At 68.5% G+C, this 22,797-nt stretch carries 20 protein-coding genes and 1 tRNA gene; 4 read left to right on the top strand and 17 right to left on the bottom strand.

Annotated features, from left to right (window positions below):
- Positions 1-34 precede the first annotated feature (34 nt).
- From CAL11_RS03360 to CAL11_RS03290, 15 genes are all read right to left on the bottom strand, one after another.
- Complete coding sequence (locus tag CAL11_RS03360; protein ID WP_086092149.1) at positions 35-1,492, bottom strand: sulfatase-like hydrolase/transferase; 1,458 nt, start codon at positions 1,490-1,492, stop codon at positions 35-37.
- A 140-nt stretch (positions 1,493-1,632) separates the two neighbouring features.
- A complete protein-coding gene (locus tag CAL11_RS03355; protein WP_086092148.1) occupies positions 1,633-3,234 on the bottom strand; it encodes a GMC family oxidoreductase in 1,602 nt (533 codons plus the stop codon).
- A 13-nt stretch (positions 3,235-3,247) separates the two neighbouring features.
- On the bottom strand, positions 3,248-4,204 hold the full coding sequence (locus CAL11_RS03350; RefSeq protein WP_086092147.1) for a PDR/VanB family oxidoreductase: 957 nt from the start codon (positions 4,202-4,204) through the stop codon (positions 3,248-3,250).
- Between the two features lie 14 nt (positions 4,205-4,218).
- Entirely contained in the window at positions 4,219-5,655 is a 1,437-nt protein-coding gene (locus tag CAL11_RS03345; protein WP_086092146.1) for a Rieske 2Fe-2S domain-containing protein, read from the bottom strand.
- Positions 5,656-5,718: 63 nt separating this feature from the next.
- The gene (locus tag CAL11_RS03340; protein WP_086092145.1) at positions 5,719-7,173 is read right to left on the bottom strand and encodes an NAD-dependent succinate-semialdehyde dehydrogenase; all 1,455 of its coding nucleotides are present in this window, start codon (positions 7,171-7,173) and stop codon (positions 5,719-5,721) included.
- A 332-nt stretch (positions 7,174-7,505) separates the two neighbouring features.
- Positions 7,506-8,150 (bottom strand): urease accessory protein UreG, encoded by a 645-nt coding sequence (gene ureG / locus CAL11_RS03335; RefSeq protein ID WP_033460532.1) that lies wholly within the window; start codon positions 8,148-8,150, stop codon positions 7,506-7,508.
- 24 nt (positions 8,151-8,174) lie between these two features.
- On the bottom strand, positions 8,175-8,876 hold the full coding sequence (locus CAL11_RS03330) for an urease accessory protein UreF (protein ID WP_167382444.1): 702 nt from the start codon (positions 8,874-8,876) through the stop codon (positions 8,175-8,177).
- A complete protein-coding gene (ureE, locus tag CAL11_RS03325; protein ID WP_086092143.1) occupies positions 8,860-9,477 on the bottom strand; it encodes an urease accessory protein UreE in 618 nt (205 codons plus the stop codon). Before ureE ends, CAL11_RS03330 begins: the two co-directional genes overlap by 17 nt.
- 2 nt (positions 9,478-9,479) lie before the next feature.
- Complete coding sequence (ureC, locus tag CAL11_RS03320; protein ID WP_033460541.1) at positions 9,480-11,195, bottom strand: urease subunit alpha; 1,716 nt, start codon at positions 11,193-11,195, stop codon at positions 9,480-9,482.
- Positions 11,192-11,500 (bottom strand): urease subunit beta, encoded by a 309-nt coding sequence (locus CAL11_RS03315; protein ID WP_033460543.1) that lies wholly within the window; start codon positions 11,498-11,500, stop codon positions 11,192-11,194. The genes ureC and CAL11_RS03315 overlap by 4 nt, the downstream gene beginning before the upstream one ends.
- Before the next feature lie 16 nt (positions 11,501-11,516).
- Positions 11,517-12,134 (bottom strand): HupE/UreJ family protein, encoded by a 618-nt coding sequence (locus CAL11_RS03310; protein ID WP_167382443.1) that lies wholly within the window; start codon positions 12,132-12,134, stop codon positions 11,517-11,519.
- A gap of 44 nt (positions 12,135-12,178) precedes the next feature.
- Positions 12,179-12,481: an urease subunit gamma gene (locus tag CAL11_RS03305; protein ID WP_033460548.1), complete on the bottom strand. Its 303-nt coding sequence runs from the start codon at positions 12,479-12,481 to the stop codon at positions 12,179-12,181.
- A gap of 100 nt (positions 12,482-12,581) precedes the next feature.
- The gene (locus CAL11_RS03300) at positions 12,582-13,436 is read right to left on the bottom strand and encodes an urease accessory protein UreD (protein ID WP_086092141.1); all 855 of its coding nucleotides are present in this window, start codon (positions 13,434-13,436) and stop codon (positions 12,582-12,584) included.
- 552 nt (positions 13,437-13,988) lie between these two features.
- Positions 13,989-14,079: transfer RNA gene (locus tag CAL11_RS03295), tRNA-Ser, on the bottom strand.
- A gap of 106 nt (positions 14,080-14,185) precedes the next feature.
- A complete protein-coding gene (locus tag CAL11_RS03290; RefSeq protein ID WP_086092140.1) occupies positions 14,186-14,980 on the bottom strand; it encodes a GntR family transcriptional regulator in 795 nt (264 codons plus the stop codon).
- 104 nt (positions 14,981-15,084) lie between these two features.
- Between CAL11_RS03290 and CAL11_RS03285 the strand changes: the two genes are divergently transcribed.
- From CAL11_RS03285 to CAL11_RS03270, 4 genes are all read left to right on the top strand, one after another.
- On the top strand, positions 15,085-16,320 hold the full coding sequence (locus CAL11_RS03285; RefSeq protein ID WP_086092139.1) for a methylaspartate ammonia-lyase: 1,236 nt from the start codon (positions 15,085-15,087) through the stop codon (positions 16,318-16,320).
- Between the two features lie 65 nt (positions 16,321-16,385).
- Positions 16,386-17,402: a Bug family tripartite tricarboxylate transporter substrate binding protein gene (locus tag CAL11_RS03280; RefSeq protein WP_086092138.1), complete on the top strand. Its 1,017-nt coding sequence runs from the start codon at positions 16,386-16,388 to the stop codon at positions 17,400-17,402.
- Between the two features lie 12 nt (positions 17,403-17,414).
- Positions 17,415-18,812: an MmgE/PrpD family protein gene (locus CAL11_RS03275; RefSeq protein ID WP_086092137.1), complete on the top strand. Its 1,398-nt coding sequence runs from the start codon at positions 17,415-17,417 to the stop codon at positions 18,810-18,812.
- The gene (locus CAL11_RS03270; RefSeq protein WP_086092136.1) at positions 18,809-20,002 is read left to right on the top strand and encodes an MFS transporter; all 1,194 of its coding nucleotides are present in this window, start codon (positions 18,809-18,811) and stop codon (positions 20,000-20,002) included. The genes CAL11_RS03275 and CAL11_RS03270 overlap by 4 nt, the downstream gene beginning before the upstream one ends.
- On the opposite strand, the gene CAL11_RS03265 is transcribed toward CAL11_RS03270, so the two are convergent.
- Together CAL11_RS03265 and CAL11_RS03260 are read right to left on the bottom strand one after the other, a co-directional pair.
- Complete coding sequence (locus tag CAL11_RS03265) at positions 19,999-21,537, bottom strand: SpoVR family protein (protein WP_033460562.1); 1,539 nt, start codon at positions 21,535-21,537, stop codon at positions 19,999-20,001. The genes CAL11_RS03270 and CAL11_RS03265 overlap by 4 nt on opposite strands.
- Positions 21,534-22,793 (bottom strand): YeaH/YhbH family protein, encoded by a 1,260-nt coding sequence (locus CAL11_RS03260; RefSeq protein WP_086092135.1) that lies wholly within the window; start codon positions 22,791-22,793, stop codon positions 21,534-21,536. Before CAL11_RS03260 ends, CAL11_RS03265 begins: the two co-directional genes overlap by 4 nt.
- Between the last annotated feature and the right edge of the window lie 4 nt (positions 22,794-22,797).

The raw sequence follows: 22,797 nt of genomic DNA, 5'->3' as shown, positions 1-22,797 counted from the left end.
GCCGCCCGGTCGCGCGGCCGGGCCATGGATGCCATCAATCGAACTTGTGCACCGCCCCGGGCGCGGGGCTGAAACCCAGGTCGCCGCGCGCGATCACCGCCTCGCGCCCGCCGTTGTGCTCCAGCAGTTCGGCCTGGCGCGCGCGGGCGCGCCGGTCGACCTCGACCGGATCGCACAGTTGCCACAGCTTCTGCTTGCACAGCGCCGCCACGTCCGCGTACTCGGGACGGCCGGCCAGGTCTTCCAGCTCCTCGGGGTCGGCCTCCAGGTCGAACAGCTGGTGCGGATAATGCACGTAGAAGATGTACTTGTACCTGCCTTCGCGGATCATGAAAGCGCCGGTCGCCGAACCCATGCCGTGGTACTCGGCCATGACGTTGCGCTGCGGCGTCTCGCCGCGCGCCAGCTGGAACAGCGACACGCCGGGCAAGCCTTCCTTCAGCCCCGGGCTGGTCTCGCCCACGGCATCGTAGATGAAGGGCGCGACATCGACATGGCTGACCGGCGTATTGACGGTGACGCCGGACGGAATGTCCTTGCCGGCGATGATCAGCGGCACCGCGGCCGCCTCCTCGAACATGTTCGACTTGCCCCACATGCCGCGCGCGCCCAGGTTGTCGCCGTGGTCGGAGGTATAGACCACGCGCGTGCTGTCCAGGATGCCCAGGTCGTCCAGCGTGCCGAGCAGCTTGCCGATGTTCTCGTCCAGGAACGAGCACAGGCCGTAGTAGCCCGCCTGCGCCTTTTTGACCAGGCCGGGATCGAAGTAATCGTCATAATTGAAGCTGCCGCGGTAATCCCGCTGGTACGGATGGTCCGGGCGCTGGCTCTTGTCGTACAGCTTGGGCAGGGGCAGATCGCGGTTGTAGTAGCGGTAGTAGTGCTCGGGCGGCGCGGTCAGCGGGAAGTGCGGGCTGACGAACGAGACGAACAGCACCCAGGGCTTGTCGGCGTGGCGCGGCGCCTGCTCGCGCAGCCAGATCTGCGCGCGCGAGACGATCTCGCGGTCGTAGAAGGTGTACTGGCTCTCGCCCGGGCCGGCCATCTGCGCCATCTTGTAGGCGCCCTTGCGCACCGGCAAGTCGCTGCGCACCAGTCCCATCAGATCGCCCTTGCCGCCCACGATATGCATGGGAATGATCTCTTCGCTGAAGCCGTGGTCGCCGCCGTAGTCGCGGAAATGCAGCTTGCCGATCGACACCACCTGGTGGTCGCGGTCGCGCAGCATGTGGTGCCAGCTGGGCACCGAGCCATCGTAGGCGTCGGCGTTGTCCCAGAAGCCGATCTGGTTGATGTACTTGCCCGTGGCGAACGAGGCCCGCGCCGGAATGCACACCGGACTGGTGCAATAGGCCGAGGCGAATCGCGTGCCGCGCGCGGCCAGCGCGTCGAGGTTGGGCGTCTGGACGAACTCGTGTCCGTAGCAGCCCAGGGCCCTGGACTGGTGCTCGTCCGACATGATGACGACCATGTTCTGTGGAGTGACTTTCATGCTCTTCCTCTCTGCATCGATACGGCTTGCGCTTGCGGCCGCCGGTGGCGGCGCCCGTCCCGGCTGGGCGGACGCCTGGTGTCTGTGGCTGGCCCGTCGGGCGCGCCGGTGGCGGCGCCTGTCCCGGCGGGAACTGCCGCCTAAGTCCTTGCTTGCGTGATCAGGTCCGCCGCCTTCTCGCCGATCATGATGGCCCCGGCGTTGGTGTTGCCCGACAGCAGCAGCGGCATGATCGACGCATCGGCCACGCGCAACCCCTGCACGCCGCGCACGCGCAGGCTGGGGTCCACCACCGAGGCCTCGTCGCCGCCCATGCGGCAGGTGCCGACCGGGTGGAAAATCGTGGTGCCGCTTTCGCGCACGAAGCGCACCATGTCCTCTTCCGTTTCCATCCGCGGGCCGGGGTGGTACTCCTCGGCGATATAGGCCGCCAGCGGCCTGGAGCGCGTCAGGCGACGCGTCAGCCGCAGGCCGGCCACCATGGTGTCGCGGTCTTCCTGCGCGGAGAAGTAATTGGGCTGGATGCGCGGCGCCTCCAGCGGATCGGCCGACTTCAGGCTGACCTGGCCGCGGCTCCTGGGGCGCAGCTGGCACATCGAGATCGTGAAACCGGAGAAATCGTGCGGCTTGCCGGCCGCCATGTCGGCGCTGATGGTGCCGAAATGGAACTGCACGTCCGGGCGCGTGGCGTCGGGGCAGGCGCGTGCGAACATGGCGCCCAGCTGGATGCCGGCCGCCACCGGCCCGGAGCGGCGGAAGATCCAGCGCATGCCGATGGCCGCGCGGCCCCATAGCGTGCGCAGCTGGTCATTGGTCGTGATGGGGCGCGTGCATTTGTAGATGAGGCGGACCTGCAGGTGATCCTGCAGGTTCATGCCCACCTCGGGCAGATGGTGCAGCACCGGAATGCCGTGGGCCTGCAATTGCGCGCCGTCGCCGATGCCGGCCAGCATCAGCAGCTGCGGCGACTGGAACGCGCCCGCCGCGAGGATGACCTCCTTGGCGGCGCGCGCCTCGAAGGCGGCGCCGCGCTGGCGATAGCGCACGCCGGTGGCGCGGCGGCCCTCGAAAACCAGGCCGGTGGCCTGCGCATCGGTCTCGATGGTGAGGTTGGCGTCGCCCTTGAGCGGCCCCAGATATCCCTTGGCCGACGAACAGCGCAGGCCGCCGCGCGTGGTCAGCTGGAAATACCCCACGCCCTCCTGGCTCGCGCCGTTGAAATCGTTGGTGCGGGCGATCCCGTTCTCCTGCCCCGCCTCGATGAACGCCTCGACCAGTTCGTGCCTGCCGCGTATGTCCGATACGCCCAGGCGTCCCGCGCCGCCGTGGAATTCGCTGTCGCCGCGCTCGTTGCGTTCGGCGCGCTTGAACAGGGGCAGCACGTCCCGCCAGGCCCAGCCGGGGTTGCCCAGCCGCGCCCAGTCGTCGAAGTCCTCGGCCTGCCCGCGGATGTAGACCAGCCCGTTGATCGAGCTCGATCCGCCCAGCGTCTTGCCGCGCGGCTGGTAGATCTTGCGCCCGTTGAGCTCCGGCTCCGGCTCGGAATAGAACTGCCAGTTGTTGCGCGGATCGAACATGGTCTTGCCATAGCCGATCGGAATATGGATCCACATGTTGCGGTCGGGCGGGCCGGCCTCCAGCAGCAGCACCGAACCGGCCTTTCTTTCCACCAGCCGCGCGGCCAGCGCGCAACCGGCGGAACCCGCCCCCACCACGATGTAGTCGAAAGTACGCATGTCCATATCCGAATGTGTTCTACAGATCGAGCAGCAGGGCCTGCGGCCCCGCGCCCGCGCAACAGACCAGCACGAATTCCGCGCGCTCCTGGTCCGATAGCACGTAGTCGTTGTGCTCCGGCTGGCCGCTGAAATACCGCACCTTGCACGTGCCGCACACGCCCGACTCGCACGACGACTCGCAGGCCACGCCCGCCTCGCGGATAGCCTGCAGCAGCGTCTGGCCGGGCCGCACCGTGAGGACCTTGTCCGACTTGGCCAGGCGCACCTCGCCGGCGGCCTGGCCGTTGCCGGCCAGTTTTTCCGTCAGCGCCGGGTCGACGCCGAAATACTCGTAATGCACCGAGCCTTGCGGCCAGTGCGCCGAGGCCGCCTGCACCGCTTTCATGAATCCCGGCGGGCCGCAGAAGTACAGCTGGCTGCCCGGCTCGGGCCGCGCCAGCAAGGCGGCGATGTCCAGGCCGCGCGCGGGATCGCCCATGTCGTGGTAGAAGAACGCCTTGCCTTGCGCCGCCAGCGTCTGCAGACGGTCGCGAAACGCCGTGCGCTCGGGCGAACGCGTGCAGTAATGCAGCTCGAAGCCATGCCCGGCGCGCTGCAGCGCCTCGGCCATGGCCAGCACCGGCGTGATGCCGATGCCGCCGGCCAGCAGCACCTTGTGGCCGGCGCCGCCGTCCAGGGGAAAGAGATTGCGCGGCTCGGAGACTTCGATCATGTCGCCGGCGCGCAGCGCCGTGTGCAGCGCCACCGAGCCGCCGCGCCCGCCGCGATCCTCCAGCACCGCGATGCGGTAGTGCTTGCGCTGCCAGGAGGGATCGCACAGGGAATACTGCCGCGTGAAGCCGCCGGGAATGCTGACATCGATATGCGCGCCGGCTTCGAAGGGAGGCAGATCCTTGCCAAGCGGATGCACCAGCTCGAAAGAGCGGATGCCCTCGGCCTCATAGGTAATCGATCGGACGCACAGGTTCAGCATGGCGTGCTCCCGTTTCAGGCTTCCATCGCCAGCGCCTGGGCGACGATCTGCTTGCCCACGCCGTCGTCGATCCCGTCGAGCTCGGCGCGCACGAACGCGTCGCGCTCGGCGGCCGGCAGGCCGTCGGCCGCGCGCATGATGTCCAGCACCTTCCTGCCCAGCTCGTTGATCAGCTTGCGGTCTTCGGCCGTGTCCTCGCGCTGCTTCGCATACAGCACCGAGTCCTGCGCATAGAGCGGCAGCGACTGGCCGCTCGCCAGCAGCTTCGCGTAGACGGCGTCGGGCTGGGTCTTGCCGTGCAGGGCGTCGCGCAGCAGCTTGCGGAACATGTACACGCCCACGTCCGAGGCGCCCGGGTTCTCCAGCGCGTGCACGGCGATGGGGCGCTGGCTGGTGAGGGCTTCCCAGTCGCCCGGGGCGCGCTGCGCCTCGTCGTAGCTGCGGTTGCCGGTCTGGCCGACCAGAAAGTCGATCTTGTCGACGCCGCAATCCGCCTCGCAGCCCATGCCGTCCGGATCCACCTCGGCGTTGAAATGGCGCCAGCCGAAGATGATCATGTTGGTGTCGTCCACCGGCACGTGCCAGCGCGTGCAGCCCGAGGTCGAATGGCGCTCGCGGGCGGCCGTGGGCACCAGCGAGCCGATCTGCAGGTAGTTGGGCAGGTTCATCTCGGTGATGCGCACCCAGACGCGATCCTCGGGCAGGCGGCGGCCCGCCACGAACACGATGCCGTTGCCGCTGCGCGTGGGATGCCACTGCATCACCGGCATGTCGCCGAAGCCCTCCAGCGTCACGCCGGCCGAGACCTCGGCGTCCACGCCCTCGACCACCATGTGGTTGTGCAGCACCGCGGTGTGCATGTGGTCCATGATGTTTTCATGGACCTGCAGCCAGTTGCACGGGTATACGTTGGAGAACGGCACCAGCTTCGTGCCCTCGGGCAGGGTATAGCTGTCGTATTCGGGGAACGGCGGCTGGCTTTCCGGCGGCCCCATGTAGGCGAACACCAGGCCATCGCGCTCGAAGGCCGGGTAAGCGCCCTGGCAGACCGTCTGCCGCAGCCGCGTGTCGTCATGCTCGCAAGGCGCCTCCAGCAGCGTGCCGTCCACCCCGTAGTGCCAGCCGTGGTAGCAGCAGCGGATGCCATGCTGCTGGATCACGCCGAACTCCAGCGACGCGCCGCGATGCGCGCAATGGCGGTGCATCACGCCGATGCTGCCGCTCTTGTCGCGAAAGGCCACCAGGTTCTCGCCCAGGATCCGGATCGCCTTGGGCACGTCCCGGAGCTCCTCGGACAGACAGACCGGCTGCCAGTACTGGCGCATGTATTCGCCCATCGGCGTGCCCGGCATGGTGCTGGTCAGTTCGGCATCGTGGGCCGGCACGTCGCGCTTGCGGTAGCCGGCGAATTTCAGGGGCTGTTCCGTGGACGCGGCATTGGTGGTGCTCATGTTGATCTCCTCCGGTGTAGGTTCCGATTTGCGTCACTACCACTTCGAATGGCGCGCGCGCCGCTAGACCTCGACGTTCAGCTGGCTGACGAAGCGCGCATGCAGATAGGCGTCCAGCCCTTCGGGCCCGCCTTCGTAGCCCAGGCCGCTGTCCTTCATGCCGCCGATGGGCGCGTCGGCCAGCGCGGGCACGAAATTGTTGATGCCGATCCAGCCCGCCTCGATACGCTCGGCGAACTCGGCCGAGGTCGCCATGCGGTTGGTGAAGGCATAGGCCGCCAGGCCCAGGCTGGGATGGTTGGCGCGGCCGATGACCTCGTCCATCGATCCGAAACGCATGATGGGCGCCACCGGACAGAACGGCTCTTCGGCCAGGATGTCGGCGCCGTCCGGCACGCCCTCCAGCACCGTGGGCGGATAGAAATAGCCGCGCTGGCCGATGCGGCGGCCGCCCAGCGCCAGGCTGGCGCCGGCGTCCACCGCCTGCTCGACCAGCCGCTCGGCGGCCTGCAGGCGGCGGACGTTGTTCAGCGGCCCCATCTGCACCCCCTCCTCCATGCCGTCGCCCACGCGCAGCTGGCCCGCATGGCGGACGAAGGATTCGGCAAACCGCCCGGCGATGCGTTCGTGCACGTAGAAGCGGCTGGGCGACAGGCACACCTGGCCGGCATTGCGATACTTGAACCCCACGCACAGCCTGGCCACGCGGTCGGCGTCGACGTCGTCGAACACCACCACCGGCGCATGCCCGCCCAGCTCCATGGTGGCCGGCTTGAGATGCTTGGCGGCCATCGACGCCAGCAGCCGTCCCACGGCAACGGAGCCGGTGAACGAAACCTTGCGGATGATGGGCGAGGCGATGAGGCATTCGGACACCTGCGCGGGCACGCCGTACAGCAGGTTGACCACGCCGGCCGGCGTGCCGGCGTCGACGAAGGCGCGCACCAGCTCGATACAGATGGCCGGCGTCTCCTCGGCGGGCTTGAGCACGACCGTACAGCCGGCCGCCAGCGCGGCCGCCAGCTTGCGGGCCGCCAGGACGGCGGGGAAGTTCCACGGCACGAACGCGGCCACCGGCCCGACCGGGCGCTTGATGGACGCTTGCACCAGGCGCTGCGCCCGCGCGGGAAGCAGGCGGCCGTACGCCCGCTTGCCCTCTTCGGCGCACCACAGGATGGTCTCTACCACGCGGTCCAGTTCGCCGTGCGAGTCGGCCAGCGGCTTGCCGTTCTCCAGGGTCAGCACCACGGCCAGGCGGTCGCGCCGCGCTTCGATGAGCGCCGCGGCGCGTTGCAGGATGGCCGCCCGCTCCCAGGCCGTGGTTCGCGCCCAGTCGCCAAAAGCCTGGTCGGCGGCGGCCAGCGCGTCGTCGATGTCGGCTACCGAGGCCAGCGGCAGCACGCCCAGCGGCTGCTCGGTCGACGGGTTGACGACCACCTGCGTCTGGCGGCCTTCGACGCCGCGCCATTGGCCGGCGACATAGAGCTCCAACCGAGCGGGATATCCCAGATTTTCCATGACCCAAAACCCTTGTTAGGACCTGCCATGGCAATAACTATAGTCCTATATAGAACTAGAGTCAACGCGAAGTTTTAGGCCAATTTTGAAACTAAATGTTTCTATATTGGCGGTTTTTGGGTGTTTTCGTCGCCAGCCGATGGCCGATCGCCACACAACCTATAGTCCTATATATTTTGTTAGAGGCGTGGCGACACGCGCCGGCGCGCATCGAGCATGCGCGCGGCGGCGGTTTCGACAGGCAAGGGAATGACCGGCCCGCCCGGCCCAGGCGGACAGGCCGGCGCGGCCGCAACGCACGCAGCGATCCGGCCGGCGCAGGACGCGGCAGGCTAGCCGCGGAACAAGCCTTCTGTTTTCAGGAAGGCAATCACCCGGTCCAGCCCGTCGCCGGTCTTCAGGTTGCACATCACGAAGGGCTTGTCGCCGCGCATGCGGCGGGTATCGGCCTCCATCACCGCGAGGTCCGCGCCCACGTACGGCGCCAGGTCCGTCTTGTTGATGATGAACAGGTCCGACTTGGTGATGCCCGGCCCGCCCTTGCGGGGAATCTTCTCCCCGCTGGCGACGTCGATGATGTAAAGCGTCAGGTCCGAGAGTTCGGGGCTGAAGGTCGCGGCCAGGTTGTCGCCGCCGGACTCGACGAACACGATATCGGCATCCGGAAACTGCTCCAGCATCTGGTCGATGGCGATCAGGTTGATCGATGCGTCCTCGCGGATCGCCGTGTGCGGACAGCCGCCGGTCTCCACCCCCAGGATGCGCTCGGGCGGCAAGGCCCCCGACAGCGTCAGCAGGCGCTGGTCTTCCTTGGTGTAGATGTCGTTGGTGATCGCGATCAGGTCGAACTGCGGGTACATCGCCTTGCACAGCATTTCGAGCAAGGTGGTTTTGCCGGACCCCACCGGGCCGCCCACGCCGACGCGCAGGGGTGGCAGGGCCTTGGTACGGGTGGTCAATGAAGAGATGTCATGCATGGCGTCTACACCAATCAGGCAAGGTCAGGAACGGAAAAGACGGGAGAACTGGGTTTCATGGCGCGCCGAGACCATGGCGTACTGCGGCGCGAACGTATCGAGCCGCGGCGGCGTCGCGCCGGCGCGCGCCTGGGCGTCGGCCAGCACGGCCGGCAGCCCCGCGCGCAGCCGCTCCAGGATGCGCTGGCCCGCCATCTGCCCCAGCGGCACGCCCTTGATGGCCGCCGCCACCTGGTTCTCCAGCCACGAAAACAGATAGGCGGCGAGGCCGGCCTCGCGCGGCAGCGCCCACATCGCGCAGGCGCAGGCATGCACGGCGGGCAGCGTGGCCGGCCGCAGCGCCGCCATGGCCTGCCTCGCCGCCGCGGCGCCCCAGCCGAGCTCCAGGGCCAGCCGGGCCAGCGAGCGGCCCATCTGCTCGGTCTCCTGGCGCAGCTCGCGGGTCTCGCGCGAGGCGAGGAACCACTGGTTCCAGGCATGCGCCGCCTCGCCGTCGCCGGCGCGCCAGGCCTCGAACAGCAGGCACCACAGCGGCGCCTCGGCGCGCGTCATGACCGTGGCGAGCTGGCTCTCTATCCACGCCAGGGTGCTGGCCTCGTCGCGCACCAAGCCCAGCTCGATGGCCGCCTCCAGGCCCTGCGAATAGCTGAAGCCGCCGATCGGCAGCGCCGGCGACGACAGATGCAACAGCGCGGCCAGCTGTCCGGCGTCAAGACTCGGGGTCATGCTCGCCGTGCTTGCCGCCATGGCCGTGGGCGGCATGAACGTGTCCGTGTCCGCCGGCATGGGAGTGCGCATGGGAGTGTGCCTCGTGTGCGTGGTAAGCCGCCTGCGCCAGCGCGTAGTCGTCGTCGAAACTCTCGTCGTGGCCATGGCGATGGCCGCCGCCATAGGCGCCGACGTCCGGCTCGAACACCGCGCGCAGCCGCGCCGCGGTCACGCCGCCCAGCTGCGCCAGCATGTCGACCAGCACGGCGTCGTACTCGAACTGCAGATGCTGTTCGGCGATCTCCAGCAGCACGTGGCGGTTGCCCAGGTGGTAGGCCGCCCGCGCCAGTTGCCAGGGCGTGGCGGCCGTGACGCGGGCCACGTCTTCCAGCGCGGCCCGCACCACCACGTAGGTTCCGTCATCGGCAACCAGGACGTCGCCGTCGCGCAAGGTCTGGCCGCGTTCGATCGCCATGCCGAGCTCGCCGCGGCCCTCGTCCAGGTCCAGGCGCTGGCGGCTGCGGCGGCGCTCGGCCAGGGTCAGCGTCACGCCGGGCGCCTGGCCCAGGTCCAGTCCGCCGGCGGCGTCGCGTTTGATGAAAGTACTGGCGATTTTCATGGTCAGAACAGGAAATAGCGTTGCGCCATGGGCAGCTCGGCAAGCGCCTCGCACTTGAGCAATTGCCCGTCGGCATAGACTTGGTAGGTCTGCGGGTCGACCGAGATCGCCGGCAGCCAGTTGTTGCGCACCATGTCGCGCTTGGTCACGCCGCGGCATCCGCGCACCGCCTCCAGGCGCTTGTTCAGCCCCAGCTCGCTGACCGCCGGATTGCTCAGGCTGACCTGCGAGACGAAGGCCACCGAGGTGCGCAGCGCCTTGCCGTAGCTGCCCCACATGGGGCGGATCTGTACCGGCTGCGGCGTCGAGATGGAGGCGCCCATGTCGCCGATGCTGGCGCTTACGGCCATGCCGCTCTTGAGCACCATGTTGACCTTGACGCCGAAAAAGGCGGGCTTCCACAGCACCAGGTCGGCCAGCTTGCCCACTTCCACCGAGCCCACCAGGTGCGCGATGCCATGCGCCACGGCCGGGTTGATGGTGTACTTGGCGATGTAGCGCTTGATGCGCTCGTTGTCCGAGCGGTCGCTGTCGCCTTGCAGCGGGCCGCGCTGCAGCTTCATCTTGTGCGCGGTCTGCCAGGTGCGCAGGACGATCTCGCCCACGCGCCCCATGGCCTGCGAGTCCGAACTCATGATGGAGAACGCCCCCAGGTCGTGCAGGATGTCCTCGGCCGCGATGGTCTCGCGCCGGATCCGGCTTTCGGCGAAAGCCAGGTCCTCGGCGATCGATGGGTCCAGGTGATGGCACACCATGACCATGTCCAGGTGCTCGTCGATCGTGTTGCGCGTGAACGGCATGGTCGGGTTGGTCGAGGCCGGCAGCACGTTGGGCATGCCGGCGGCCCGGATGATGTCCGGCGCGTGGCCGCCGCCGGCGCCTTCCGTATGGAACGAATGGATGGTGCGCCCCTTGAACGCGGCGAACGTGTCCTCCACGAAACCCGACTCGTTGAGCGTGTCGCTGTGGATCGCGACCTGGATGTCCGTTTCCTCGGCCACGTTCAGGCAGGTATCGATGGAGGCCGGCGTGCTGGCCCAGTCCTCGTGGATCTTCAGGCCCATGGCGCCGGCCCGCACCTGCTCCAGCAGCGCGCCGTGCGAGCTCGAACTGCCCTTGCCGAACAGGCCCACGTTCACCGGAAAGGCGTCCAGCGCCTGCAGCATGGCGGCCATGTGCCAGGGGCCGGAGGTGCTGGTGGTGGCCAGCGACCCGGTGGCCGGCCCGGTGCCGCCGCCTATCATGGTGGTCGTGCCGGTGGCCAGGGCCTCCTCGATCTGCTGCGGACAGATGAAGTGGATGTGCGTATCGATGGCGCCGGCCGTCACGATCAGCCCCTCGCCGGCCACCACTTCGGTCGACGCGCCGATGATGATGGTCACGCCCGGCTGGGTGTCCGGGTTGCCCGCCTTGCCGATGCCGCTGATCAGCCCGTCCTTGATGCCGATGTCGGCCTTGACGATGCCGGTCACCGCGTCGATGATCAGCGCGTTGGTGATCACCGTGTCGACGCAATCGGTGGCCAGGCGCTGGCTCTGCCCCATGCCGTCGCGGATGACCTTGCCGCCGCCGAACTTCACCTCCTCGCCGAAGATGGTGTGGTCCTTCTCGACCTCGGCCAGCAGCAGCGTGTCGGCCAGGCGCACCCGGTCGCCGACGCCGCCGACCACGGTCGGCCCGTAAATCTCGGCATACGCCGAACGCGAAATCCTGGTCATTTCAGCGCCCCCATCACCTTGCCCTGGAAACCGAAGATGCGACGCTCGCCGCCGACCGCCACCAGCTCGACGGTGCGGCGCATGCCCGGCTCGAAACGCACCGCGTTGCCGGCCGGAATGTTCAGCCGGTAGCCGGTCGCCAGCTCGCGGTCGAAGACCAGGGCGTTGTTCGCCTCGGCGAAGTGATAGTGCGAACCCACCTGGATCGGCCGGTCGCCCTCGTTGACCACGGCGATCGTCAACGTCGGCCGGCCCACGTTGATCTCGATCTGGCCCGGTTCGGTCAGTATTTCTCCCGGAATCATGATGACATCTCCCTGGTCAGACCTGAGCGCCGACGAACAGCAGCGCGCCATAGCCGGCGATGCCCACGCCCAGCGCCCGCGACAGCCACAGGTTCCAGTGCTTGAGGCGGAACCCCGCGAACAGGCCGGCCAGGTGCAGCGCCAGGGTGGCGAGCATGAAACCCGCCACGAAGCCCAGCGCGCCCTCGCTGCCGGGCAGCTCCATCCCGTGGGCCAGGCCATGGAACAGGGCGAATCCCCCCACCAGCGCGAACCCCGGCCAGCCCTGCACGGCCTTGCGGCTGGCCACCAGCAGGCCCAGCACCAGCAGCGAGACCATGATGACCGGCTCGACGGCCGGCAGGCGCACGCCGGCCATGCCCATCATCGCGCCGGCGAACAGCAGCACGAGAAACATGATCGGCAGCCACACCGCCTGGCGCGCCGTGTGGTGCGTCAACGCGCTCCACATGCCGACCGCCAGCATCGCCAGCAGGTGGTCGAACCCGGTCAGCGGATGCCAGAAACCCGCCGCGAACATGCTGCCCGGCAGCTCGTGGCCGATATGGCCCGGGTGCGCCAGGGCGGCGCCCGAGAACAGCATCAGGGCGGCCACGCCCGAGCCCAGCATCGCGCGCTTAGACATTGCTTTCATGCGAATCTCCAAATTCATGAATGACGAAAATCCCGACCCGGTGCTCAGACGACCGGGTTGTGGACGGTAATCAGCTTGGTGCCATCGGGAAACGTGACTTCCACCTGGATGTTGGAAATCATCTCCGGCACCCCTTCCATGACCTCATCGCGCGTCAGGATCCGCGTGCCCTCGCTCATCAGCTCGGCGACGGTCTTGCCGTCGCGCGCGCCTTCCATCAGCGCGGCCGTGATCAGCGCCACCGTCTCCGGATAGTTCAGCTTCAGGCCGCGCGCGCGCCGGCGCTCGGCAAGCAGGGCCGCGGTAAAGATCAGCAGCTTGTCTTTTTCCCGTGGAGTCAGTTCCATGGCGGTTCTTCCTTTGTGTATGCATACCAGGGGCGGTTCATGCCCGGCCGGCGCGCAAGCGCCCGCCGCATGGCCGGTCCGCGGCCCCTCGCGCGGCGTATCAGGTGGCCCAGAGCCGGGGCACGACGGCGGGTGTATCGAGCACGCGCGGGCGCAGGTAGGCCCACGCCTCGGTCATCACAGACCTGACATCCTCCATGTGCACGCCCAGGCAGCGCACCAGGCACAGCGACTGCGTCGCGTCGTACGGCAGCGTGGTGGCCGCGCCGCGCACCGTGTCGCTCCACGGCATCAGGCCGGCCAGCTCCTCGTTCTGCCCCGCGTCCAGGCGGGGGCCGAAGCACCACAGCGCGGCATGGACCGGAAAGCCCGCCAGGGCCGAGACCTGGCGCCGGACGTCGTCCTGCGCGCCGACCAGCCCCTGGTCCACCCATAGCAGCCGGTCGTCCACGTACAGCTCGGTGGCGGTATGCAGGCGGCCCTGGCCCCAATGGCCGGGCTGGTTCACCCGCCCGAACTGGATCAGGTCCCAGCCGATGGCGGCCGCGCCCGATTCAAGCCGGATCCGGTTGCGCGACCAGGCGTCGGCCTCTTCGAAGAAGATGCTCTCCAGGGGCAGCCAATCGAGCCGGGCCCCCGCCGCCACGCGCAGCTGCACGTCCTGCGAGGCCTGGCGGCCGTTCGACTTGTACCAGCGCGTGGCGCCGGGCGTCGTAAGCGCCGCGCGCGCGCCGCCAGCCACGTCGACGCGGATCTCGAGCGCGTCCCCGCCCGCGATGCCCGAAGGAGGATGGAGAATGGCGACGTGGCAGACCTGCGGCCCTTCCGGATACAGCGCCCGCTGCACCAGCATGGGCCCGTAGTGCGCGCGCTCGCGCAGCACGGTGCGGCCCGCGTGGCCGGGCGCGAAGCCCAGCGTCAGGCCCGCGCGCCACTGATCCAGGGTGTCAGACATGGCAGCCGTCCGCGCCCGCGGGCTGTGCCGCCGCAGGCTCGGTCATTAATGCAGAAAACAGGCAAGAACTCATCCAAGGCACAACCTGAAAAAACAACGGCCCCATAACCTTTGAATATATTCCCGCGAGCATGCAAAATGACATAATCAGCAAATGGTATCACAACATACCCCGGATTTATTTACCCGGAAATGAACACGCATTATTTGCGATTATAAAAAGCCCATTGTTTTCAGATAGATAGAAAACCCGCGGAATATGCGTGGAATACCACCGAAAAAAGACCCAATATGCAATAACACGCAATAAGATGCGTGCAAATTTCGACCGTGCGCCCTTTTTCTGGCCGCCCGCGCAACCGGCCGGCGACGGCCAGGCGCAAGCGCGACCCGCCGGCGCACAGCGCCTGTCGCGGCCCGAAGGGACGATAGCGGGCCAGGCGCGCGCGCCTGGCAATGAATACGACAAAAGTAGCCGCCACGGATCCACGGATTGCGGCAATCCTGCCCTGGCGATACGCCAGTCCGTGAATGGAGCTTGCAGAAAAAAGTTGGCGGACAGAGGGGGATTCGAACCCCCGATACGCTTATCACGTATACACGCTTTCCAGGCGTGCGCCTTCAACCACTCGGCCACCTGTCCTGATCTGGACTCGCGACTTGCCCGCGCGGCAAGGCACGCGGGAAAAGCGAATCTGCGATTCTAGCAGGATTCGGGCAGGCTTGTCCCGGCTTGTGTGGCCCCGCCGCTACGCGCGGCCGGCGCCCTTGCGCGGCGCGCGGCCCAGGGCTTCGTCGGGCGCTTCCATGGCCGTCAGGACGTAGTTGATCTGGTACTCCTCGCGGTACAGGGTTTCGCCCCACAGCAATGGCGTATCGGCCGCGTCCAGGAAGGTGTGCGTGCGCACCATGACGGGCCGGCCCTTCTCCAGCTGCAGATGCCTGGCCACGGCCGCCGGCACCAGCGCGACCCGCACCGCGTTGAGAAAGCGCGTGATCGGCATGCCGACCTCCTCGTCCAGCAGCGACTGGACCGAGCGCCGCGCCAGCATGTCGGCGGTCAGCCGCGCGCCCACCAGCGCGGGCAGGTAGCGCAACTCGAAGGCGATCGGCTTGCCCGACAGCAGGCGCAGGCGCTGCAGCCGGTAGACCGGCTCGCCGCGCCCCAGCCGCAGCGTATCGCGCACGTGGTCTTCGACCACCGCCTTGCCGTAGCCGATCACCTCATAGGTGAGATCGCGCGCGAAGGCGTCCTGCTCGAAATAGGCCACCCGGTGCGTGTCCACCGTGGACGACAGCTTGGGCTGCGCGACGAAACTGCCGACGCCGCGCTTGCGCTCGACCAGCCCCTCGAACACCAGTTGCTGGATCGCGTGCACCACCGTCGCGCGCGTCGTGGCGTAGCGCTTGGCGAGCTCGGTTTCCGATGGCAGCAGGTCGCCCGGCGCGTAGGCGGCGTTGCTGATCGCATCGCGGATGGCGTTGCGGATCTTGAGATAGACGGGCACGGCGGGCCGACGCCCGGCGCTTGACGCAGGTTGCATAGTCAACTAGTCTTTGTACTGAAAACGATTCATAAGCGTATCACTAGGCCGACGGCCTGAACCGCCGCCGCCCCTTCCCAGCCCCTTCCCTTACGCAGGATGCAATGAAACCCATGCAGCAGGACGTTCCCCCCATCCGTATCGAAGCCGTGCGCGTGACGGCGGGCATAGGCGGCCACTGGATCAACGACCAGATGGCGGTGCAGACCGGCGCCACGGCCGACGGCTATTTCTTCGAGGGTCCGACCAGCTCGCCGGCCTTTCCGGCGGTGCGCTCGCCCAGCGTGGCCTATCTGGTCAGCCTGGACCTCGCCGATGGGCAAACGGCCCATGGCGACTGCACTACGGTGGCCAACGCCGGCTATGCCGGGCGCCCCCTGCCCCTGCGGCGCGAGGATGCCCAGGCCGTACAGGCCGTGCTGCAGGAAAACCTGGCCGGACGCACCTTCGCCGGCTTTCGCGAAGCCGCCGGCGCCCTGGATGCGGTGCCGTTGGCCGACACGCTGCGCCTGCCGGTCGAGTACGGCGTGACCCAGGCGCTGCTGGGCGCGGCGGCGCTGGCCAGCCGCACCCGGATGGTGGACGTGCTGTGCCGCGAATTCGGCCGCCCCGCCCCCACCCGGGGCCCGGGCTTTGCCGGATCGTGCGGCGGCGCCTGGGAGGCCAACGTGGAAAAGGCCATCGTGCGCGGCCTGGACATGTTCCCGCAATCGGCCATCCAGAGCCGCGCCGAATGCGAACGCCTGCCGGAGTACGCCGCCTGGATCGCCGGACGCATCCGCAAGCTGGGCGGCCCGGGCTACCGGCCGGACCTGCATTTCGATTTCCATTCCTCGCTGGGACGGATGCTGGACAACGACGAGGACCGCGTCCTCGACTATCTGGCCACCATCTGCGAGCGCGCCGCCGGGCTGACCGTCTTCTTCGAGGATCCGATGCTGTCGGGCAGCGCCGGCGAGGCCCGCGAACGGATGGGCTCGCTGCGCGCCAAGCTGGACGCGCGCCTGCCCAACGCCCGCCTGATCGCCGACGAATGGGCCAACGGGCCGGGCAACGTGCGGGCGTTCGCCGCATCCGGCGCGGCCCACGCCGTGCAGATCAAGATGCCGGACAACGGCTCGCTGCTGACCACCATCGACGCCATCCAGGGCTGCCAGGAGCACGGCACGCTGGCCTACCTGGGCGGCAGCTGCAACGAAACCGACATCTCGTCGCGCGCCTCCATCCACGTGGGCCTGGCGTTCGGCGCCTGGCGCATGCTGACCAAGCCGGGCCTGGGCTTTGACGAAGGCCTGATGATCATGACCAACGAAATCAACCGCACCTTGAGCAAACGCTGAGCCGCGCTCCGTCCCGGCGCCGGGACGGCCAGGACCATGGACCACCACAGGGGAAGACCAAGACCATGCATACACGACTACACTCCCGAGGCGCCCGCCTCGCCGCCGGGCTGGCGCTCGCCGCCCTGACCGCCGGCGCGGCCGCGCTGCCGCAGGCGGCCAGCGCCGCCGACGCCGCCTCCTTCCCGGACCGCCCGGTCAGCATGGTGGTGCCGTTCCCGCCCGGCGCGGCCACCGACATCATCGCCCGCACCGTGGCCCAGAAACTGAGCGAAAAATGGGGGCAGTCGGTGGTGGTCGAGAACCGCGCCGGCGCCACCGGCTCGATCGGATCCACCTACGTCGCGCGCTCGGCGCCGGACGGCCACACGCTGCTGGTCGCCACCACCAGCAGCCACACCATGGGACCCAATCTTTCCTCCAGGCTGCCCTGGGATCCGGTGAACAGCTTCACGCCGGTGACCTTGCTGGCCTGGGCGCCCAACGTCCTGGAAGTCAATCCCTCGGTGCCGGCGAAGTCGGTCCAGGAGCTCATCGCCCTGCTGAAGAAGAACCCGGGCAAGTACACCTTCGCCTCATCGGGCACCGGCAGCTCCATCCACCTGGCCGGCGAAATGTTCAAGGAGCAGGCGGGCGTGGACATGGTGCACGTGCCCTACAAGGGCGCCGCGCCGGCGGTGGCCGACCTGCTCGGCGGCCAGGTCGACATCATGTTCGACACCGTGGCGCTGTCGCTGCCGCACCTGAAGGCCGGCAAGCTGCGCCCGCTGGCGGTCACCACCACCCGGCGCTCCTCGTCCCTGCCGGACGTGCCCACCATGCGCGAGGCCGGCCTGCCCGGCTACGAGATGGCGGCCTGGATCGGCCTGCTGGCGCCCGCCGGCACGCCGGAAGCGGTGGTGGCCAGGATCCAGGCCGATGTCGGCGAGGTGCTGAAGATGCCCGACGTCCAGGAAAAGCTGCAGGCGCAAGGCACCGACATCTCCGGCATGCCCGGCGCCGAGTTCGCCGCGCTCATCAAGGACGAACTGGGCCGCTATGGCCAGGTCATGAAACAGGCCGGCATCCAGCCCGGCGATTGAGAAGGACCCTCCATGCCCGCAGCCCACGCCACCGGCCAGCCGCCAGCCACCCGCTGGCTGGCCGAACACGCCCTGGGGTTCCACTACGAGATGCTGCCCGCCGATGCGCGGCGCATCGTCCGCCACTGCATCCTCGACTGGTATGCGGTCACGCTGGCGGCCTGCCGCGAGCCCGCCGTCACCGCGCTGCTCGACGACGCGCTCGAGGAAGGCGCGGGCGGCGCCGCGCCGGTGATCGGCCACGCCGCGGCCGTCTCGCAAGGCGCTGCGGCGCTGATCCAGGGCACCGCGGCGCACTGGCTGGACTACGACGACGTCAACCTGGCCATCACCGGCCATCCAAGCGCGGTCGTGTACTCGGCGCTGCTGCCGCTGGCGCAGGCGCGCGGCAGCACGGCGCGCGAAGTCATGGCGGCCTTCGCGGCCGGCTACGAAACGGCCTGCCGCGTGGGACGCTGGCTGGGCGACGCCCACTACCGCCATGGCTATCACGCCACCGCCACGGCCGGCGCCGTGGCCGCGGCCGCGGCGTGCGCCACGCTGATGCGCCTGTCCACGGCGCAGACGGCCTCCGCGCTGTGCCTGGCCGGCACGCAGGCCGGCGGCCTGAAAGCCATGTTCGGCACCATGGCCAAGCCGCTGCATGCCGGCCTGGCCGCGCGCAACGGCCTGATGGCTGCCCGGCTGGCCGCGCGCGGGCTGGACGCGGGCCAGCAGGGCCTGGAGGCCACGCAGGGTTTCGCGGCCGTGCTCAGCCCGGCGCCGGACTGGTCCGCGGCCATCGCCACGCCGCCCGGCGGACTCTTCCTCGGCGGGCGCCTCTTCAAGTACCATGCATCCTGCTATGGCACCCACGCCGTGATCGAATGCGGCCGGATGCTGCGTGAACGTGGCGCACGCGTGCAGGATATCGCCCGGGTCACCCTGCATGCCCATCCCGGCAGCGAGAACATGTGCAATATCGCCACGCCCCGCACCGCCAGCGAAGCCCGCTTCAGCCTGCGCATGAACGCCGCGTTCGGCCTGCTCGGGCTGGACGCCAGCGCCATCGACGCCTATACGCCGGCCCGCCTGGCCGACCCCGCCATCGCCGGCCTGCGCGACCGCATGCGGGTCGAATTCCACGACGACCTCGCCATGATGGAATCGCGCATGCTGATCGAGCACCGCGATGGCTCGACCATGCAGGCGCGCCATGACGCGGGCGTGCCGGCCGGCAGCATCGACGACGAAGCCGCGCGCCTGCAGGCCAAGTTCCGCGCCCTGGCCGCGCCGGTGATCGGCGCGGGCGCGGCCGAGCGGCTGCGCGACGCCATCCTGGACCTGGACACGGCGCCCGACCTGGGCGTACTGGCCGTGACGGTGCCCGCCCGGGCGCCGGCGCGGCCGGCCACCGGCGGCGCGGCGTGAGCACAACGCGTCCGCGGCGCATCCTGCCCATCATCGTACTGGCGCAGTTCTGCGGCACCTCGCTCTGGTTCGCCGGCAACGCCGCCAGCGCCGACCTGGGCATGGGCGACAGCGTGGCGTACGTGGCCAGCGCGGTTCAGCTGGGCTTCATCGTCGGCACGCTTTGCTCGGCCTGGCTGCGCATCGCCGACCGCTACGCGGCCTCCCGGCTGTTCTTCGGCTCGTGCCTGCTGGGCGCGGCCTGCAACTATCCGCTGACCATGCTCGCCCTGGCGACGCTGCCGCAACCCGACGCGGCGGTGCTGATCCTGCGGTTCTTCGTGGGCGTGGCGCTGGCCGGCATCTATCCGGTGGGCATCCGTGCCGCGGCCGGCTGGTTCCAGGCCGGGCTGGGGCATGCGCTGGGTTTCCTGACCGGCGCGCTGGTGCTGGGCACTTCCTTTCCCCATCTGATGCGGGCCCTGGGCGCACGGATCGACGGCGGCCTGGTGCTGGCCAGCGCCTCGGCCATCGCGGTGCTGGGCGGCGCGGCCATGCTGGCCTGGGTGCCCGACGGCCCGTACGCGCGGCGCGCGCCGTCGACGGGCGGCGGCACGCTGGCGCAGGCCTGGCGCCTGCCCGGCCTGCGCGCGGCCGCCATCGGCTACTTCGGGCATATGTGGGAGCTCTACGCGTTCTGGACCTTCGTGCCCTTCTACGTGGCCGCGCACGCCGCGGCCCTGGGCGCGCCCATGGCGGCGCCGACGGTTTCCCTGTGGGCGTTCGCCGTCATCGGCCTGGGCGCGCTGGGCTGCGTGGGCGGCGGCTTCGTGTCGCGCCGGCTGGGCAGCCGGCCGGTGGCGCTGACCCAACTGTCATTGTCGGGCGCATGCTGCGTGCTTTCGCCGCTGTGCTTTGCCCTGCCCACGCCCGCCTTCCTGGCCTTCCTGCTGTTCTGGGGCATCGTGGTGGTGGGCGATTCGCCGCAGTTCGCGGCCCTGGTGGCGCAGGAGTCGCCGCCGGCGCAAGTCGGCAGCATCGTCACCCTGGTCAACGCCATCGGCTTTGCCATCACGGTGGTCAGCATCCAGCTGCTGGACGCGCTGGCCGGCGCCCTGCCGGCGCCATACGTGATGGCCGTGCTGGCGGCGGGGCCCGTCATCGGCGTGGCCTGGGCCGGCGCCGGCGGTTGGCGCGCCGCCCCGCGCTAGGGCTCGATCTGGCGGTACGACAGCACCGTGCCGTCGGGCGCCGCCTCTTCCAGGCGCACCCGGAAACCCCACAGCCTGGCCAGGTGCTTCATGACCTTGTCGGCGTCCTCGCCCGCCAGCGGGCGGCCGCGGCTTTGCTGGTGGCGCAGCACCAGCGCGCGGTCGGACTCGCGGAAGTAGCGCACCACCTGGATATCCGGCACCTGGTTGTCACGGTTGTGCTGGGCCGCCAGCAGCTTGCGGATCTGCCGGTAACCCTCGTCGTCGTGAATGGCGGCGACCTCCAGCTTGGGATTGGCCTGGTGGTCGGCGATCGCGAAGAAGCGGAACTCGCGGATCAGCCGCGGCGACAGGTACTGCGAAATGAAGGACTCGTCCTTGAAGTTGCGCATGGCGAAGTCCAGCGTCGTCAGCCAGTCGCTGCCGGCGATGTCCGGAAACCAGCGGCGGTCTTCCTCGTCCGGCCGCTCGCAGATGCGGCGGATATCCTGCATCATCGAAAACCCCAGCGCATACGGGTTGACGCCGCCATAGCCGCGCTCGTCGAAGCCCCGCTGGCTGACCACGTTGGTGTGGCTTTGCAGCACCTCGATCATGAAGCCGTCGGTGACCCGCCCTTTCTGGTGCAGCCGGTTGAGCAGGGTGTAGTGCCAGAACGTGGCCCAGCCCTCGTTCATGACCTTGGTCTGGCCCTGCGGATAGAAGTACTGGGCGATCTTGCGCACGATGCGCACCAGTTCCTTCTGCCACGGCTCCAGCTTGGGCGCGTACTTCTCGATGAAGTACAGCAGGTTTTCCTCGGGTTCGGGCGGGAACACGGCGCGCCGCTCGCCGGCGCCGGCCGGCGCCTCCTGGCGCGGCACGGTGCGCCACAGATCGTTGTACTGCCGGCGCGCATGCTCCGCGCGCTCGGCCTGGCGCTGCGCCTCTTCGCGGTACGAGATGGGCGCAGGCCGCTTGTAGCGGTCCACGCCGTGCGCCGCCAGCGCATGACAGGAATCCAGCACCGCCTCGACGGCCTCGATGCCGTAGCGGTCTTCGCAGTCCATCACGTATTTGCGCGCGAAAACCAGGTAGTCGAGGATGCTGTCGGCGTCGGTCCATTGCCGGAACAGGTAATTGCCCTTGAAGAAGGAGTTGTGGCCATAGCAGGCGTGCGCGATCACCAGCGCCTGCATCGCCATGGAGTTTTCCTCCATCAGGTAGGCGATGCAGGGGCTGGAATTGATGACGATCTCGTACGCCAGGCCCTGCATGCCCTTGCGGTAGTACTGTTCGTTGCGGATGAACTCCTTGCCGTACGACCAGTGCGGATAGCCGATGGGCAGCCCGGCCGACGCATAGGCATCGAGCATCTGCTCGGAGGTGATGACTTCGATCTGGTTGGGATAGGTGTCCAGGCGGTACTCGCGGGCGATCTCCGAGATCGCCTCGTCGTAGCGCTGGATCAGCTCGAAGGTCCATTCCGAGCCTTCCGAAATGGGTTGCGCGCGGCCGACCGCATGCAGTTCGCCGCCACCGGTGATCGCATTCATACGGTTTCCTTCTTGAACAGGTCATGGAACACCGGGAAGATCTCCCCGCGTTCGCATATGCGCCGCATCACGAAATGCGACGCCGACTCTTGTTCGTATTCGGCCCACAGGCTGCTCTTGCGCGCCTCCTGCGAGTCGGGAACTTCGATATAGGCGAAATAGCGCGTGGCCGGCAGCAGGTTCTCGGCCAGAAAGCGCGCGCTCTTGCCCGCATCGGCGCCAAACGAGTCGCCGTCGCTGGCCTGTGCCGCGTAGATGTTCCAGGTCGCCGGCGAATAGCGCTTCTGCACGATCTCGTGCATCAGCTCGAGGGCGGACAGCACGATGGTGCCGCCGCTCTTGGGATCGTAGAAGAACGTCTGCTCGTCCACCTCCTCGGCGTTGTCGGTATGGCGGATGAAGATCACGTCCACATGCTCGTACTTGCGCGACAGGAACATGTACAGCAGCGTGAAGAAGCGCTTGGCCAGGTCCTTCTTCATTTCGTCCATCGACCCGGACACGTCCATCAGGCAGAACATGACGGCGCGCGCCATGGGCACCGCCACCGCCACGCGGTTGCGATAGCGCAGGTCGAGGTCATCCAGGAAGGGCACGCGCGCCACCCGCGCGGCGCACTTCTCGACTTCGGCCAGCAGCCGGTCCAGTTCGGCCTGCGGCGCGCCGGCTTCGCGCGCCGCTTCCAGCTCCTGTTCGGCCGCGTCCAGCGCCGCGCGCGCGCCCACTCCCAGCGCCACCCGCCGCGACAGGGACGCCTTCAGCGTGCGGTTGACGCTGAGCATGCTGGGCGAGCCGGTAGTGGTGTAGCCGGCGCGATGCCAGCGTTGCTGCTTGACGTCGCCCAGCTGCGTGCGCGCCAGATGCGGCAGCTCCAGGTCCTCGAAGAACAGGTTCAGGAATTCGGCGCGCGACAGGCTGAAGGTGAACTGGTCCACCGATTCGCCCTCGCCGGGCTGCGAGCCGGAGCCGTCGTCGCCGCCTTGCGGGCGATCGAAGGTATCGCCCTTGGCGAACTCGCGGTTGCCGGGATGGACGATCTCGCGATTGCCCCCCTCCCCGTGCCGGAAGCTCGGCTCGGAGATATCGCGCGCGGGGAGGTTGATTTCCCCGCCCTGGTCCATGTCCGAGATGGACCGTTCGCGGATCAGATCCTGTACTGCCTTGCGGATCTGATCCTTGTACCGCCTTAGAAAGCGCTCGCGGTTGACAGCGCTTTTGTTGCGGCCGTTGAGCCGCCGGTCAATGAGCGAATTCATGATT

Source organism: Bordetella genomosp. 6, from assembly GCF_002119705.1.
GTDB classification, from domain to species: domain Bacteria; phylum Pseudomonadota; class Gammaproteobacteria; order Burkholderiales; family Burkholderiaceae_B; genus Bordetella; species Bordetella bronchiseptica_F.
This window is presented reverse-complemented; position numbering and strand designations above follow the sequence as displayed.

What these genes read in the sequence shown, in the direction of transcription:
- CAL11_RS03360 (WP_086092149.1), bottom strand. Translation starts at nt 1,492, where the DNA reads ATGAAAGTCACTCCACAGAACATGGTCGTCATCATGTCGGACGAGCAC.
- CAL11_RS03355 (WP_086092148.1), bottom strand. Translation starts at nt 3,234, where the DNA reads ATGGACATGCGTACTTTCGACTACATCGTGGTGGGGGCGGGTTCCGCC.
- CAL11_RS03350 (WP_086092147.1), bottom strand. Translation starts at nt 4,204, where the DNA reads ATGCTGAACCTGTGCGTCCGATCGATTACCTATGAGGCCGAGGGCATC.
- CAL11_RS03345 (WP_086092146.1), bottom strand. Translation starts at nt 5,655, where the DNA reads ATGAGCACCACCAATGCCGCGTCCACGGAACAGCCCCTGAAATTCGCC.
- CAL11_RS03340 (WP_086092145.1), bottom strand. Translation starts at nt 7,173, where the DNA reads ATGGAAAATCTGGGATATCCCGCTCGGTTGGAGCTCTATGTCGCCGGC.
- ureG (WP_033460532.1), bottom strand. Translation starts at nt 8,150, where the DNA reads ATGCATGACATCTCTTCATTGACCACCCGTACCAAGGCCCTGCCACCC.
- CAL11_RS03330 (WP_167382444.1), bottom strand. Translation starts at nt 8,876, where the DNA reads ATGACCCCGAGTCTTGACGCCGGACAGCTGGCCGCGCTGTTGCATCTG.
- ureE (WP_086092143.1), bottom strand. Translation starts at nt 9,477, where the DNA reads ATGAAAATCGCCAGTACTTTCATCAAACGCGACGCCGCCGGCGGACTG.
- ureC (WP_033460541.1), bottom strand. Translation starts at nt 11,195, where the DNA reads ATGACCAGGATTTCGCGTTCGGCGTATGCCGAGATTTACGGGCCGACC.
- CAL11_RS03315 (WP_033460543.1), bottom strand. Translation starts at nt 11,500, where the DNA reads ATGATTCCGGGAGAAATACTGACCGAACCGGGCCAGATCGAGATCAAC.
- CAL11_RS03310 (WP_167382443.1), bottom strand. Translation starts at nt 12,134, where the DNA reads ATGAAAGCAATGTCTAAGCGCGCGATGCTGGGCTCGGGCGTGGCCGCC.
- CAL11_RS03305 (WP_033460548.1), bottom strand. Translation starts at nt 12,481, where the DNA reads ATGGAACTGACTCCACGGGAAAAAGACAAGCTGCTGATCTTTACCGCG.
- CAL11_RS03300 (WP_086092141.1), bottom strand. Translation starts at nt 13,436, where the DNA reads ATGTCTGACACCCTGGATCAGTGGCGCGCGGGCCTGACGCTGGGCTTC.
- CAL11_RS03290 (WP_086092140.1), bottom strand. Translation starts at nt 14,980, where the DNA reads ATGCAACCTGCGTCAAGCGCCGGGCGTCGGCCCGCCGTGCCCGTCTAT.
- CAL11_RS03285 (WP_086092139.1), top strand. Translation starts at nt 15,085, where the DNA reads ATGAAACCCATGCAGCAGGACGTTCCCCCCATCCGTATCGAAGCCGTG.
- CAL11_RS03280 (WP_086092138.1), top strand. Translation starts at nt 16,386, where the DNA reads ATGCATACACGACTACACTCCCGAGGCGCCCGCCTCGCCGCCGGGCTG.
- CAL11_RS03275 (WP_086092137.1), top strand. Translation starts at nt 17,415, where the DNA reads ATGCCCGCAGCCCACGCCACCGGCCAGCCGCCAGCCACCCGCTGGCTG.
- CAL11_RS03265 (WP_033460562.1), bottom strand. Translation starts at nt 21,537, where the DNA reads ATGAATGCGATCACCGGTGGCGGCGAACTGCATGCGGTCGGCCGCGCG.
- CAL11_RS03260 (WP_086092135.1), bottom strand. Translation starts at nt 22,793, where the DNA reads ATGAATTCGCTCATTGACCGGCGGCTCAACGGCCGCAACAAAAGCGCT.